The sequence below is a fragment of the Micromonospora sp. C41 genome (genome assembly GCF_018070485.1).
Lineage (GTDB): Bacteria > Actinomycetota > Actinomycetes > Mycobacteriales > Micromonosporaceae > Micromonospora > Micromonospora chalcea.
The window spans coordinates 16045-29173 of record NZ_JAGPXP010000027.1; the positions used below are offsets into that span (position 1 = coordinate 16045).

14 protein-coding genes are annotated in these 13129 nt (G+C 73.9%); 4 read left to right on the plus strand and 10 right to left on the minus strand.

Annotated elements, in window-relative coordinates:
- Nucleotides 1-52 precede the first annotated feature (52 nt).
- Nucleotides 53-937, plus strand: a complete 885-nt coding sequence (locus tag KBX43_RS24325; protein ID WP_210887284.1) for a universal stress protein — start codon at nt 53-55, stop codon at nt 935-937.
- A gap of 143 nt (nt 938-1080) precedes the next feature.
- Here KBX43_RS24325 and KBX43_RS24330 read toward each other — a convergent pair whose 3' ends face one another.
- Both KBX43_RS24330 and KBX43_RS24335 read right to left on the minus strand, forming a co-directional pair.
- On the minus strand, nt 1081-1707 hold the full coding sequence (locus tag KBX43_RS24330; protein WP_043324915.1) for a CE1759 family FMN reductase: 627 nt from the start codon (nt 1705-1707) through the stop codon (nt 1081-1083).
- Nucleotides 1704-2804 (minus strand): LLM class flavin-dependent oxidoreductase, encoded by a 1101-nt coding sequence (locus tag KBX43_RS24335; RefSeq protein WP_043324916.1) that lies wholly within the window; start codon nt 2802-2804, stop codon nt 1704-1706. The genes KBX43_RS24330 and KBX43_RS24335 overlap by 4 nt, the downstream gene beginning before the upstream one ends.
- 139 nt (nt 2805-2943) lie before the next feature.
- Between KBX43_RS24335 and KBX43_RS24340 the strand changes: the two genes are divergently transcribed.
- The 3 genes from KBX43_RS24340 (at nt 2944) to KBX43_RS24350 (ending at nt 4581) form a co-directional block, all read left to right on the plus strand.
- Nucleotides 2944-3582 (plus strand): DNA-3-methyladenine glycosylase, encoded by a 639-nt coding sequence (locus tag KBX43_RS24340; RefSeq protein ID WP_043324917.1) that lies wholly within the window; start codon nt 2944-2946, stop codon nt 3580-3582.
- Between the two features lie 146 nt (nt 3583-3728).
- Nucleotides 3729-4163, plus strand: a complete 435-nt coding sequence (locus KBX43_RS24345; protein WP_030502457.1) for a hypothetical protein — start codon at nt 3729-3731, stop codon at nt 4161-4163.
- Between the two features lie 64 nt (nt 4164-4227).
- On the plus strand, nt 4228-4581 hold the full coding sequence (locus tag KBX43_RS24350) for an MmcQ/YjbR family DNA-binding protein (protein WP_064448489.1): 354 nt from the start codon (nt 4228-4230) through the stop codon (nt 4579-4581).
- 50 nt (nt 4582-4631) lie between these two features.
- Here the strand turns inward: KBX43_RS24350 and argH are convergent, their stop codons facing one another.
- The 8 genes from argH to argC are packed head-to-tail and all read right to left on the minus strand — an operon-like array spanning nt 4632 to nt 13039.
- Nucleotides 4632-6095 carry an argininosuccinate lyase gene (gene argH / locus KBX43_RS24355; RefSeq protein WP_210887340.1) on the minus strand — a complete coding sequence of 488 codons (1464 nt, stop codon included), beginning with the start codon at nt 6093-6095 and terminating at the stop codon, nt 4632-4634.
- Between the two features lie 14 nt (nt 6096-6109).
- On the minus strand, nt 6110-7315 hold the full coding sequence (locus KBX43_RS24360; protein WP_113973128.1) for an argininosuccinate synthase: 1206 nt from the start codon (nt 7313-7315) through the stop codon (nt 6110-6112).
- Entirely contained in the window at nt 7312-7824 is a 513-nt protein-coding gene (locus tag KBX43_RS24365) for an arginine repressor (protein WP_043324920.1), read from the minus strand. Before KBX43_RS24365 ends, KBX43_RS24360 begins: the two co-directional genes overlap by 4 nt.
- Entirely contained in the window at nt 7821-8747 is a 927-nt protein-coding gene (argF, locus tag KBX43_RS24370; RefSeq protein ID WP_043324921.1) for an ornithine carbamoyltransferase, read from the minus strand. Before argF ends, KBX43_RS24365 begins: the two co-directional genes overlap by 4 nt.
- Nucleotides 8744-9988, minus strand: coding sequence for an acetylornithine transaminase (locus KBX43_RS24375; RefSeq protein ID WP_210887287.1), 1245 nt, complete (start codon nt 9986-9988; stop codon nt 8744-8746). Before KBX43_RS24375 ends, argF begins: the two co-directional genes overlap by 4 nt.
- On the minus strand, nt 9985-10872 hold the full coding sequence (gene argB / locus KBX43_RS24380) for an acetylglutamate kinase (protein ID WP_043324923.1): 888 nt from the start codon (nt 10870-10872) through the stop codon (nt 9985-9987). The genes KBX43_RS24375 and argB overlap by 4 nt, the downstream gene beginning before the upstream one ends.
- A complete protein-coding gene (argJ, locus tag KBX43_RS24385) occupies nt 10869-12041 on the minus strand; it encodes a bifunctional glutamate N-acetyltransferase/amino-acid acetyltransferase ArgJ (RefSeq protein ID WP_069087688.1) in 1173 nt (390 codons plus the stop codon). The genes argB and argJ overlap by 4 nt, the downstream gene beginning before the upstream one ends.
- Entirely contained in the window at nt 12038-13039 is a 1002-nt protein-coding gene (argC, locus tag KBX43_RS24390; RefSeq protein WP_064448492.1) for an N-acetyl-gamma-glutamyl-phosphate reductase, read from the minus strand. The genes argJ and argC overlap by 4 nt, the downstream gene beginning before the upstream one ends.
- Nucleotides 13040-13129: the final 90 nt, after the last annotated feature.

Here is a 13129-nt window from a genome sequence, read left to right on the forward strand (position 1 = left end):
GCGCCGCCGGGACCGCCACAATGGCCTGAGCCGACCGGAGGGAACAGACCTGATGAACCGACCCGTCGTGGTGGGAGTGGACGGATCGCCGTCCAGCCTGGCCGCCGCCGACCTGGCTGCCGCGACCGCCGTGGCACGTTCCCGGCCGCTGGTGCTGGTGCACGGATACCTGCACCCGCTCGGCTACGGCGTGCCGCTCAACCCGTACGACCCGGGGGTGCCGGCGCCCACCGCGGAGGCGGAGAAGATGCTCGAGTCGGTCGCCGCCGACCTGACCGAGCGGCACCCGGGCCTGCGGGTGCAGGTGCGCCAGGTGGCCGGCGGTCCGGGCGCGACGATGGTCGAGGAGTCCCGCCGCGCCGAGCTGGTCGTGGTGGGCAGCCGGGGCGTGGGCGGTTTCGCCGGCCTGCTGCTCGGCTCGGTCAGCGGGCAGCTCGCGCAGCACGGGCACTGCCCGGTGCTGATCGTCCGCCCGGAGGAGCAGCCGATTCCGGTGGACGGGCCGGTGCTGGTCGGCGTGGACGGCTCCGACTCGGCCGCGTACGCGATCGAGCTGGCTGCCGACGAGGCCGAGCGGCGCGACGCGGAGCTGGTGCTGATGCACGTCCGGTCGCCGGAACGCGGCGCGGTGGCGCCCGAGGTCGCGGCGGAGGCCTCCACCGCCGAGCGGGCCGAGGCGGCGGGACTGCTGGCCGAGGCAGCGGAGCGGGTCCGGTCGGCGCATCCGGGCCTGCGGGTGACGGAGCGGTCCGTCACCTCCCCCTCGCCGGAGACTGCGCTTGTCGAGGCCAGCGGCGAGGCGGCGCTCGTGGTGGTCGGCTCCCGGGGCCGGGGCGGCTTCGTCGGGCTGCTGCTCGGCTCGGTCAGCCAGGCAATGGTGCAGCACTCCCACTGCCCGGTGCTCGTCGCCCACCGGCCCGAGCCGGCCGACGACTGAGCCGCCTCGCGGGCGGCGGCCCCGCGCCAGCCCGGAGTCCGCCAGGCTGCTTCGGCCCGGTCGTGCATGGCCCTACGCTCGCGTGATCGATGTGGGCGTCTACGGCCGGGTGCTTCGTGGCGCGAGCGTCAGACGCCGCGGCGTCAGGCCGGGTCGCGGCCGGCGAGCAGGTCGGCGAAGTCGGTGGTGAGCGCGAACGGGTCGGCCGGGCCGGTCGCGGGCGGGCGGCGGTCCACCTGCTCGGCCAGCTCGGCGGCGGCCCGGCGGATCCGGGACCGCAGCGCGCTGTCCCCGTCGTCACCGGCCCAGTCCTCCGGCGCGGCGAACACCGCAGTGGGCAGTGTCGCCGCCCGCAGGTACGTGAACATCGGCCGGACCGCGTGCTCCAGCGCGAGGGAGTGCCGGGCGGTGCCGCCGGTCGCCCCGATGAGCACCGGCTTGCCCGCGAGCGTGTCCCGGTCGATCACGTCGAAGAACGACTTGAACAGCCCGTTGTAGGACGCGTTGAAGATCGGCGTCACCGCGATCAGCGCGTCGGCGGCCGCCACGGCGTCGAGTGTCTGTCGCAGCGCGGCCGGCGCGAAGCCGGTGAGCAGGTGGTTCACCACGTCGTGGGCGTGCTCGCGCAGCTCCACGGTGCGCAGTTCCACCGTCGCGCCGCGCCCGGCCAGCTCGTCGCGGGCGGCCGCGGCGAGCTGGTCGGCGAGCAGACGGGTGGACGACGGCTGGGCGAGCCCGGCCGAGACGACCGCCAGGGTACGACGGGTCATCGCTGCTCCCCGTCGGCCGGAGCGGCGTCGCGGGCGGCCAGCAGGCCGGCGTGGGTGGGCGCCTCGGGCACGTGCGCGGGACGCAGCGAGTCGAACTCCTTGCGCAGCACCGGTACCACCTCCTCGCCCAGCAGGTCGAGCTGCTCCAGCACCGTCTTCAGCGGCAGGCCGGCGTGGTCGATCAGGAAGAGCTGCCGCTGGTAGTCGCCGACGTACTCGCGGAAGCCCAGCGTCCGGTCGATGACCTGCTGCGGGCTGCCCACCGTCAGCGGCGTCTCGCGGGTGAACTCCTCCAGCGACGGGCCGTGCCCGTAGACCGGGGCGTTGTCGAAGTAGGGGCGGAACTCGCGTACCGCGTCCTGGGAGTTGCGGCGCATGAATACCTGCCCGCCGAGGCCGACGATGGCCTGGTCGGGTGAGCCGTGGCCGTAGTGCGCGAACCGCTCCCGGTAGAGGCCGACCATCCGCTGGGTGTGCTCCTTGGGCCAGAAGATGTGGTTGGCGAAGAAGCCGTCGCCGTAGTACGCGGCCTGTTCGGCGATCTCCGGGCTGCGGATCGAGCCGTGCCAGACGAACGGCGGCACGCCGTCGAGCGGGCGCGGGGTCGAGGTGAACGCCTGCAGCGGCGTACGGAACCGGCCCTTCCAGTCGACCACGTCCTCGCGCCAGAGCCGGCGCAGCAGGTCGTAGTTCTCGATGGCCAGGGGGATGCCGTTGCGGATGTCCTGGCCGAACCACGGGTAGACGGGCCCGGTGTTGCCGCGCCCCATCATCAGGTCCACCCGGCCGTCGGCGAGGTGCTGCAGCATCGCGTAGTCCTCGGCGATCTTCACCGGGTCGTTGGTGGTGATCAGCGTGGTCGCGGTGGACAGCAGCAGCCGTTCGGTGCGCGCGGCGATCCAGCCGAGCATGGTGGTCGGCGACGACGGCACGAACGGCGGGTTGTGGTGCTCGCCGGTGGCGAAGACGTCCAGGCCGACCTCCTCGGCCTTGAGCGCGATGGCGGTCATGGCCTTGATCCGCTCACGCTCGGACGGCAGTCGCCCGTTTGTCGGGTCGGGGGTGACGTCACCGACGGTGAAGACTCCGAACTGCATGACCAGCTCCTCGCGTGGGGTCCGGACCGGTCGGCCCGGGATCGCTCCTCACAACATATTTGACGAGTCAACTATTCCGGTGGCCGCCCGCCCCGGCGTGGCCCGGATCACGCGCCTCCCACCGACTACCCTTGCCGCGATGACGTACCCCTGGCTCTCCGCGCCCGCCGCGCAGATCGCGCAGACCGCGCGGACGCTGCTCGGCTGGACCGTGTCGGCCGGCGGCGTCACCGTACGCCTCACCGAGGTGGAGGCGTACGCGGGCACCGGCGAGGACCCGGCGTCGCACGCCCACCGCGGGCCGACGCCGCGCAACCAGGTCATGTTCGGGCCCGCCGGGCACGTCTACGTGTACTTCGTGTTCGGCATGCACTGGTGCGCGAACATCGTCTGCGGGCGCGACGGCGAGGCGGCGGCGGTGCTGCTGCGCGCGGGCGAGGTGGTCGGCGGCGTCGAGACCGCCCGCGAGCGCAGGCCGCGCGCCGCCGACCGGGATCTGGCCCGCGGGCCGGCCCGGCTGGTCACCGCGCTCGGGATCGGGCGGGACGCGAACGGCACCTCGGCTATCGACGGCAGCGGCCCGCTGCTGCTGACGCCACCGGCGATCCCGGTCGACCCGGCGCACATCGTCGCCGGGCCGCGTGTCGGGGTCGCCGCCGCGCACGACCTGCCGTGGCGGTTCTGGCTGGCGGACGAGCCGAGCGTGAGCGTCTACCGGCGGCACACCCCGCGTCGCCGGCCCGCTCCGGCCGCCCCGGTGCGGAACTCGCCGGCCTGAATCGGCCGTTCCGGGCAACCCGGGACACCCCGCGGCGCGTCTGTGGTGGCATGACGCGCCGACCCTTCACCATGCGTTGAGGTCACGGTGTTTTATACGAGGGGCTTTCAACGGGGTGTTGACAACGGGCCATTCTTGGGTGTGGGATGGACGACATGGTCACCGTGGACAACGACCCGTTCACCGCTCCGGATGCTGCCCAGGCACGGGCGCACCGCAACTACGCGGCGCTGCTGCGGATCGCCGAGCGGCACGCCGGCACCAACTCCCGCCGCCGTCGCTACGCCCACCCCGACGTGCCCGACGCCTACGAGGCGGCCACGCTGGTGATGGCGCTCGCCGGGGGCGCCGAGCTGGACGAGGGTGAGGAGCCGGTCGACCAGGCCGACCTGATGGCCGCGCTGACGCTCATCCCGCACGTGCGCTCCGAGGTGGACGCACTGGAGGCCGGGCTGCTCCAGGTGGCCCGCGGCCGGGGCATGACCTGGCAGGCGATCGCCTTCGGGCTGGGGCTGGGCAGCGCCCAGGCGGCCCGGCAGCGCTACGAGCGGCTCACCGTCCGCACCGGCACCGGCGACTGACCGGCGGCGCGCACTGTCACAGCCGCGGGCGAGACTGCGCCGGACGACGGCACGGGAGGACGCGATGACGCGCGAGGAGATGCTCGCCTACTGCCTGGCCAAGCCGGGAGCCTGGCTCGACCGGCCGTGGGAGGGCGACGAGGTGGTGAAGGTGGGCAGCCGGATCTTCGCGTTCCTCGGCTCGCCCGAGGGTGAGGCGCGGGTCGGGGTGAAGTGCGGGGCGTCCCGGGAGGTGGCCGACGAGTGGCTGCACCGGTTCCCGGCCGACGCGCGCCCCTCCCCCTACATCGGCCGGTCGGGCTGGAACACGCTGCGGCTCTCCGGCGGCATCCCGGACGACGAGCTGGTCGAGGCGGTCGACGGGTCGTACGACGCGGTGGTGGCGAAGCTGCCGAAACGCGAGCGCCCCACCGGTTGACCGGTGTGATCCGGGGGCAGGCGGGTGCCTGCCCCCGGATCAGCCGCAGGTCAGCGGGGGACGACCCGCTCGGCGGCCCACTCACGCCAGCCGGTCAGCTTGTCCGCCGCGGCGGCGAGCTGGTCGGCGACCGGACCCGGGCCGGTGGAGCCGGGCGTGATGCGGGCGGCCAGCGCCGAACGCACCGACAGCACGTCGCGCACCGACGGGTCCAGGTGCTCGCTGACGGCGGCCAGGTCGGCGTCGGACACCTCGTCCAGCGCACAGTCCCGGGCCGCGCAGAGCGCCACCAGCTTGCCGGTGATCTCGTGCGCGTCGCGGAACGGCACGTTGCACCGGACCAGCCAGTCGGCGACCTCGGTGGCGAGCGAGAAACCCGACGGGGCGCTCGCCACCAGCCGGTCCACCCGGACCGTCATCGTGGAGATCATCCCGGCCAGCGCGGGCAGCAGCAGCTCCAGCGTGTCGACCGCGTCGAACGCCGGCTCCTTGTCCTCCTGCATGTCCCGGTCGTACGTCATGGGCAGGCCCTTGAGCATGGTGAGCACGCTCATCAGGCCGCCGACCAGGCGGCCGGACTTGCCCCGGGCCAGCTCGGCGATGTCCGCGTTCTTCTTCTGCGGCATGATCGACGAGCCGGTGGCGAACGCGTCGTCCAGCTCGACCCAGCCGAACTCCTGCGACGTCCAGAGCACCACCTCCTCGCCGAGGCGGGACAGGTGCACGCCGATCATCGCGGTGACGAACAGGAACTCGGCGACGAAGTCGCGGTCCGCGACCGCGTCCATCGAGTTGGCGAACGAGGTACGGAAGCCCAGCTCCTTGGCGACCGCCACCGGGTCCAGCGGCAGCCCCGACCCGGCCAGCGCGCCCGCGCCGAGCGGGCTGATCGCGGTCCGCTCGTCCCAGTCCCGCATCCGCTCCAGGTCGCGCAGCAGAGGCTGCACGTGGGCCAGCAGCCAGTGCCCGAACGTCACCGGCTGGGCGTGCTGCAGGTGCGTCATGCCCGGCGCGGCGGTGTCCACGTGCCGCTCCGCCTGCTCGACGAGGGCCTCGGCCAGCTCGACCAGCCGGGCCGCCACCCCGCGGGCGTGGTCACGCAGGTAGAGCCGCAGGTCGGTGGCGACCTGGTCGTTGCGGGACCGGCCGGCGCGCAGCTTGCCGCCGAGGCTGCCCAGCCGCTCCAGCAGGCCACGCTCCAGCGCGGTGTGCACGTCCTCGTCGTCGACGGTCGGGCGGAACGCGCCGGAGGCGCACGCCGCCTCCAGGTCGTCAAGCGCCGCCAGCATCCGGCCCAGTTCGTCCGGGTCGAGCAGGCCGGCGCCGGCCAGGACCCGGGCGTGCGCGCGGGAACCGGCGATGTCGTACGGGGCGAGGCGCCAGTCGAACTGGACACTCACCGACAGCCGCGCGAGCGCCTCGGCGGGGCCGCCGGCGAACCGGCCGCCCCAGAGGCTCGTCCGGTTGGCGGGGGCGCTGTTCTCGGTCAGGCTCTTGTCGTCCACCCCACCCATTGTGGTGCCCCCCATCAGACTCCTCCCATCCGGGCGTCCCGCGCCGCCGCCATCCGGCTGGGCAGGCCCCACAACTGCACGAAACCCTTCGCCAGCGACTGGTCGAACGTGTCACCGGTGTCGTACGTGGCGAGGCCGAAGTCGTACAGGCTCGCCTCGGAACGCCGGCCGGTCACCACGGCCCGGCCGCCGTGCAGCCGCAGCCGCACCTCGCCGCTGACGTGCCGCTGCGCGTCGTCGATGAACGCGTCCAGCGCGCGCTTCAGCGGCGAGAACCAGAGCCCGTCGTAGACCAGCTCACCCCAGCGCTGGTCGACGCCGCGCTTGAACCGGGCCAGGTCCCGCTCGACTGTCACCGCCTCCAGCTCCTGGTGGGCGGTGATCAGCGCGACCGCGCCGGGTGCCTCGTACACCTCGCGGCTCTTGATGCCGACCAGCCGGTCCTCGACCATGTCGAGCCGGCCCACGCCGTGCGCCCCGGCGCGCCGGTTCAGCTCCCGGATCGCCTCGTACGGGGTGACCGTCTCGCCGTCGATCGCGACCGGGACGCCGGCGTCGAACGTGAGCACCACGTCGTCCGGGTCGCGTTCCGACGCCGGGTCGACGGTGTACGCGTAGAGGTCCTCGACCGGGGCGTTCCAGATGTCCTCCAGGAAGCCGGTCTCCACCGCGCGGCCCCACAGGTTCTGGTCGATCGAGTACGGCGACTTCGCCGACACGTCGATCGGCAGCCCCTTCTCCTCGGCGAACGCGATCGCCTTGTCCCGGGTCCAGGCGAAGTCCCGGGCCGGGGCGATCACCTTCAGGTCGGGCGCGAGCGCGCCCAGGCCGACCTCGAAGCGGACCTGGTCGTTGCCCTTGCCGGTGCAGCCGTGCGACACGATCGTGCCGCCGTGGGCGCGCGCCGCGGCGACCAGGTGCTTGACGATCAGCGGCCGGGACAGCGCGGACACCAGCGGGTACCGGTCCATGTAGAGGGCGTTGGCCCGGATGGCCGGCAGGCAGTAGTCGGCGGCGAACTCGTCGCGCGCGTCCACCACCTCGGCCTCGACCGCGCCACAGTCGAGCGCGCGCTGCCGGATCACGGCCATGTCCTCGCCGCCCTGGCCGACGTCGACCGCCACCGCGATGATCTCCGCGCCGGTCTGCTCGGCCAGGTACGGAATGGCGACCGAGGTGTCCAGGCCCCCGGAGTACGCCAGCACGACCCGCTCGGTCACGTCGTGCTCCCTTCGACTGTGTCGTCCCGGCGGGCCCAGGCGGCGAGCCGCTCGCCCAGCGCCGCCCCGCCGTCGGCCTCCCGGGCCACGACGAGGATGGTGTCGTCGCCGGCGATGGTGCCGACGATCTCGGTGAGGCCGGCCCGGTCCAGCGCGCTGGCGAGGTACTGGGCCGCGCCCGGCGGGGTGCGCAGCACCGCGATGTTGCCGCTGGAGTCGACGCCGTTGAGCAGCTCACGCAGCAGCCGGACCAGCCGGGCCGGCGCGCCCTCGGCGTCGCGCAGCGGCCGGTGCCCGTCCTCCGGGATCAGGTAGACGCCCCGCCCGTCACCGCCGCGCGCGGTCACCGCCCCCAGTTCCTTCAGGTCCCGCGACAGCGTGGCCTGGGTGACCTGGATGCCGTCGCCGGCGAGCAGGTCGGCCAGCTCGGTCTGCGAGTGGATCGGGGTGTCGCGGATCAGCTCGACGATGCGGGCGTGCCGCGCGGCGCGGGTCAGCGGAGCGGTCATGCGGATTCCTCCAGGAGAAACGTCAGCAGCGCCTTCTGGGCGTGCAGACGATTCTCCGCCTGGTCGAACACCGCGCTGTGCGGGCCGTCGAGCGCCTCGTCGGTGATCTCCTCGCCCCGGTGGGCGGGCAGGCAGTGCAGCACGATCACGTCGGCGTCGGCGTGGCCGAGCAGCGCGGCGTTGACCTGGTACGGCAGGAACGGCGTGATCCGGTCCAGCCCGTCGGCCTCCTGTCCCATCGACGTCCAGGTGTCGGTGGCGACGACGTGCGCGCCGCGTACCGCCTCGGCCGGGTCGGTGAGCACCTGGACCGAGCCGCCGGTGGTGGCGGCGATCTTCTCCGCGCGGGCCACGATCTCCGGGTCCGGCTGGAACCCGGCCGGACCGGCGATCCGCACGTGCATCCCGGCGGTCGCGCCGGCCAGCAGGTACGAGTGGGCCATGTTGTTCGCCGCGTCGCCCACGTACGCGAGGATCCGCCCGGCGGTGCCGCCGAAGCGCTCCCGCACGGTGAGCAGGTCGGCCAGCATCTGGCAGGGGTGGTACGTGTCGGTGAGCGCGTTGACCACCGGCACCGTGGCGTGCTCGGCGACCTCGGCGATCCGGTCGTCGCCGTGGGTGCGCAGCACGATCGCGGCGACGTAGCGGGACAGCACCCGGCCGGCGTCGGCGAGCGTCTCGCCGCGGCCGAAGTGGGTGACCTGGGTGTCCACCACCAGCGGATGCCCGCCCAGCTCGGCGATGCCCACGTCGAACGAGATCCGGGTCCGCAGGCTCTGCTTGTCGAACAGCACCGCCACCGACTTCGGTCCGGCCAGCGGCTGGTGGCCGTACCGGTCGGTCTTCATCCGGGCGGCGAGGTCGAGCACGGCGGCCTGCTCGGCGGGCGTGAGGTCGTCGTCGCGCAGGAAGTGGCGGATCATGCGGGAGCCTCCGTCGGGGTCGTGGCGTCGGACGCGGCGTCGTCGGCGGTCGCTGCGGCGTCGGTGGAAGGGTGCGGCGCGGCGGCGGGCAGCGCGGCGGGCAGCGCGGCGACGAAGGCGTCGGCCTGCGCCACGGTGAGGATCAGCGGCGGGGCGAGCCGGATCACGTCCGGCTGCACCGGGTTCACCAGGAAACCCGCGTCGCGCAGCGCTGCCGCCGCGGCGGCGGAGACCGGCTGGTCGAGCACGATGCCGAGCAGCAGGCCGGCGCCGCGCACCTCACGGACCAGCGGGTGACCGAGCGCCTCGACGCCGCGCCGCAGCCGCTCGCCGACGCGCTTGACGTGGTCGAGCAGGCCCTCGTGCGCGATCGTGGAGACGACCGCGAGCGCGGCGGCGCAGCTGATCGGGTTGCCGCCGAACGTGGTGCCGTGCGAGCCGGGGGTGAGCAGGTCGGCGGCCCGGCCGAAGGCCAGGCAGGCGCCCAGCGGCAGTCCGCCGCCGAGGCCCTTGGCGAGCGTGATGACGTCCGGCTCGACTCCCTCGGCCTGGTGGGCGAACCAGTGGCCGGTCCGGCCGATGCCGGTCTGCACCTCGTCCAGCACCAGCAGCGCGCCGTGCGCGGCGGTGATCCGCCGGGCCGCGGCGAGGTAGCCGGGCGGCGGGACGACCACGCCGTTCTCGCCCTGGATCGGCTCGATGATCAGCATGGCGGTGTCGTCGGTGACCGCCTCGGCCAGCGCGTCGGCGTCGCCGAACGGCACGTGCGTCACGTCGCCTGGTAGCGGGCGGAACGGGTCGGCCTTGGCGGGCTGCCCGGTCAGCGCCAGCGCGCCCATGGTCCGGCCGTGGAAGCCGCCGTGGGTGGCGACCACGTGCCGGCGGCCGGTGAGCCGGGACAGTTTGAACGCCGCCTCGTTGGCCTCCGCGCCGGAGTTGGCGAAGAACACCCGGCCGGGGCGGCCGGCCAGCGCGAGCAGCAGCTCGGCCAGCGCCACCGGCGGCTCGGCGACGAACAGGTTCGACACGTGCCCGAGCGTCGCGACCTGCTTGCTGACGGCGGCCACCACCGCCGGGTGGGCGTGGCCGAGCGCGTTGACGGCGATGCCGCCGAGCAGGTCGACGTACTCCCGGCCGGTCTCGTCGGTCACGACGGCGCCGGAGCCGGAGACGAGCGCCAGCGGCGGCGTGCCGTAGTTGTCCATCATGGTGGCGTTCCACCGCTGCACCAGCGTGCTCATGAGTCGATCACCATGGTTCCGAAGCCCTCCGACGTGAACACTTCCAGCAGCGTGGAGTGGGCGACCCGGCCGTCGACGACGTGCGCGGCGGGCACTCCCCCGCGCACCGCCCGCAGGCAGGCCTCCATCTTCGGGACCATGCCCGACTCCAGGGACGGCAGCAGCTTCGCCAGGTCGTCCGCGGTGATCTCGCTGACCAGGCTGGACGTGTCCGGCCAGTCGGCGTACAGGCCGGGCACGTCGGTCAGCACGACCAGCTTGCGGGCGTCCAGCGCCACCGCGAGCGCGGCGGCGGCGGTGTCCGCGTTGAGGTTGTGCAGCACCCCGTCGGCGTCCGGCGCGACTGTCGAGATGACCGGGATCCGGCCGGCGGCGATCAGGTCGGTGACCGCCGAGACGTTCACCGACTCCACGTCACCAACCTGGCCCACGTCGACCGCTTCGCCGTCCACGTACGCGGGACGGCGCACGGCGGTGAACAGCCCGGCGTCCTCGCCGGAGAGGCCGACCGCGTACGGGCCGTGCGCGTTGATCAGCCCGACCAGTTCCCGGCCGACCTGGCCGACCAGGACCATCCGGACCACGTCCATCGCCTCCGGGGTGGTGACCCGCAGGCCGCCCCGGAACTCGCTGGCGATGCCGAGCCGGCCGAGCATGGCGGAGATCTGCGGGCCGCCGCCGTGCACCACCACCGGCTTCAGGCCGGCGTAGCGCAGGAACACCATGTCGGCGGCGAACGCCCGCTGCAGTTCCGGGTCGACCATGGCGTTGCCGCCGTACTTGACCACGACGGTGGCGCCGGAGAAACGGGCCAGCCAGGGCAGCGCCTCGATCAGCGTGGCGGCCTTTGCCTGGGCCCGGGTGAGGTCAGCACTCAGATTCATGTGGAATAGGCCGAGTTCTCGTGTACGTACGCGTGGGACAGGTCGTTGGTCCAGATGGTGGCGGTGTCGACGCCGGCGTGCAGGTCGATCCGGACGGTGACGCCGCGGCCGGTGAGGTCCACCTTGGCGCGGTCCTCGGCGGCGGCGCCGCCCCGGCACACCCAGATGCCGTTGACCGCGACGTCGACGCCGTCCGGCTCGAACACGGCGGTGGTGGTGCCGACCGCGGCGAGGATGCGGCCCCAGTTCGGGTCGTTGCCGAACAGCGCGGTCTTGACCAGGTTGTTGCGGGCCACCGTGCGGCCCACCTCGACCGCGTCGTCCTCGCTGGCCGCGCCGACCACCTCGATCGCGACCTCCTTCGTCGCGCCCTCCGCGTCGGCCAGGAGCTGCTGGGCCAGGTCGTGGCAGGCGGCGGTGACCGCGGCGGTCAGCTCGGCCTCGGTCGGCTCGATGCCGGAGGCGCCACTTGCGAGCAGCAGCACCGTGTCGTTAGTGGACATGCAGCCGTCGGAGTCGATCCGGTCGAACGTGATCCGGGTGGCGGCGCGCAGCGCGGCGTCCAGGGCGTCCGGCCCGGCCACCGCGTCGGTGGTGAGCACGCAGAGCATGGTGGCCATGGCCGGGGCGAGCATGCCCGCGCCCTTGGCCATGCCGCCGACGGTCCAGCCCGTACCCTGCGCCACTGTCGTCTTGGGCCGGGTGTCGGTGGTCATGATGGCCTCGGCGGCCGCCGGGCCGCCATCGCGGGACAGGCCGCGCACCGCGTCGCGTACGCCGGGAAGCAGCTTGTCCATCGGCAGCCGCTCGCCGATCAGGCCGGTCGAGCAGACCGCGACCTCGCCCGCGCCGACGATGAGCCGCGCGTTCGCCGCGGTGATCGCGGCGGCGGTGTGCTCGGCGGTGGCGTGCGTGTCCTGGAACCCGGCCGGGCCGGTGCAGGCGTTCGCGCCGCCGGAGTTGAGCACCACGGCGCGCACGACGCCGCCGTGCACGACCTGCTGGCTCCACAGCACCGGCGCGGCCTTGACCCGGTTGGCGGTGAAGACACCGGCGACACCGGCGTCCGGGCCGTCGTTGATCACGAGGGCGACGTCGGGCGCGCCGGAGGACTTCAGTCCGGCCGCGACACCTGCGGCGCGGAACCCACGGGGGACGGTGACGCTCACGGGGCCACTCCAAACACGGACAGACCGGTGGTCTCCGGGAGACCCACCATCAGGTTGGCGTTCTGCACGGCCTGGCCGGCCGCGCCCTTGCCCAGGTTGTCGATCGCGCTGACCACGATCACCCGCCCCGAGTCGACGTCCACCGTCGCCTGGAGGTGGCAGGAGTTCGACCCGGCGGTGGCGGCGGTGTGCGGCCACGCGCCCTCGGGCAGCACGTGCACGAACGGCGCGTCGGCGTACGCGGCGGCCAGCACCGCGCGCGGGTCGGCGTCGCCGGTGGGCACGGCGGTGACGGTGGCCAGGATGCCCCGGGGCATCGGCGCGAGCACCGGGGTGAAGGACAGGCCGGTCGCGCCGGTGGCCTGCTTGATCTCCGGCACGTGCTGGTGCGCGCCCACCTTGTAGGGCGACAGGTCGCCCATCACCTCGCTGCCGAGCAGGTGGGTCTTGGCGGCCCGGCCCGCGCCGGAGGTGCCGGAGGCGGCGACCACCACCACGTCGTCGGGGCGTACCGCGCCGGCGGCGATCAGCGGCGCCAGCGCCAGCGTGGTCGCCACCGCGTAGCAGCCGGTGCTGGCCACCCGCGACGCGGCGGCGATCTCGGCCCGCTGGCCGGGCAGCTCGGGCAGCCCGTAGGTCCAGGCGCCGGCGTGCTCCCCGCCGTAGTAGCGGGACCAGGCGCCGGCGTCGCGCAGCCGGTGGTCCGCGCCCAGGTCGACCACCTTGACCGAATCGGGCAGCGCCGCGGCGAGCGCCGCGGACTGCCCGTGCGGCAGGGCCAGGAACACCAGGTCCGCGTCGGCCAGGGTCGCCGGTTCGGTCGCGGCGAAGACCAGGTCCAGGCCGGCGAGCTGCGGGTGTACGGCGGTGACCGGCTGACCGGCCTGGGTGTGCGCGGTGGCGGCGATCAGCTCGAACTCGGGGTGACCGGCGAGCAGGCGCAGCAGTTCGCCCCCGGCGTATCCACTCGCCCCGGCCACCACTGTTCGAATGCCCATACCCACCTCCGCATGACTATGCAGAGAAGGGTACCGGTCGGGGCGACCTCATCGCAAGGTCATACGGCGCGCTGCATAGCCATGAGACGA

Bases quoted from the DNA above. Each gene is read 5' to 3' on its own strand.
- KBX43_RS24325 (WP_210887284.1), top strand. From the start codon at position 53: ATGAACCGACCCGTCGTGGTGGGAGTGGACGGATCGCCGTCCAGCCTG.
- KBX43_RS24330 (WP_043324915.1), bottom strand. From the start codon at position 1,707: ATGACCCGTCGTACCCTGGCGGTCGTCTCGGCCGGGCTCGCCCAGCCG.
- KBX43_RS24335 (WP_043324916.1), bottom strand. From the start codon at position 2,804: ATGCAGTTCGGAGTCTTCACCGTCGGTGACGTCACCCCCGACCCGACA.
- KBX43_RS24340 (WP_043324917.1), top strand. From the start codon at position 2,944: ATGACGTACCCCTGGCTCTCCGCGCCCGCCGCGCAGATCGCGCAGACC.
- KBX43_RS24345 (WP_030502457.1), top strand. From the start codon at position 3,729: ATGGACGACATGGTCACCGTGGACAACGACCCGTTCACCGCTCCGGAT.
- KBX43_RS24350 (WP_064448489.1), top strand. From the start codon at position 4,228: ATGACGCGCGAGGAGATGCTCGCCTACTGCCTGGCCAAGCCGGGAGCC.
- argH (WP_210887340.1), bottom strand. From the start codon at position 6,095: ATGGGTGGGGTGGACGACAAGAGCCTGACCGAGAACAGCGCCCCCGCC.
- KBX43_RS24365 (WP_043324920.1), bottom strand. From the start codon at position 7,824: ATGACCGCTCCGCTGACCCGCGCCGCGCGGCACGCCCGCATCGTCGAG.
- argF (WP_043324921.1), bottom strand. From the start codon at position 8,747: ATGATCCGCCACTTCCTGCGCGACGACGACCTCACGCCCGCCGAGCAG.
- KBX43_RS24375 (WP_210887287.1), bottom strand. From the start codon at position 9,988: ATGAGCACGCTGGTGCAGCGGTGGAACGCCACCATGATGGACAACTAC.
- argB (WP_043324923.1), bottom strand. From the start codon at position 10,872: ATGAATCTGAGTGCTGACCTCACCCGGGCCCAGGCAAAGGCCGCCACG.
- argC (WP_064448492.1), bottom strand. From the start codon at position 13,039: ATGGGCATTCGAACAGTGGTGGCCGGGGCGAGTGGATACGCCGGGGGC.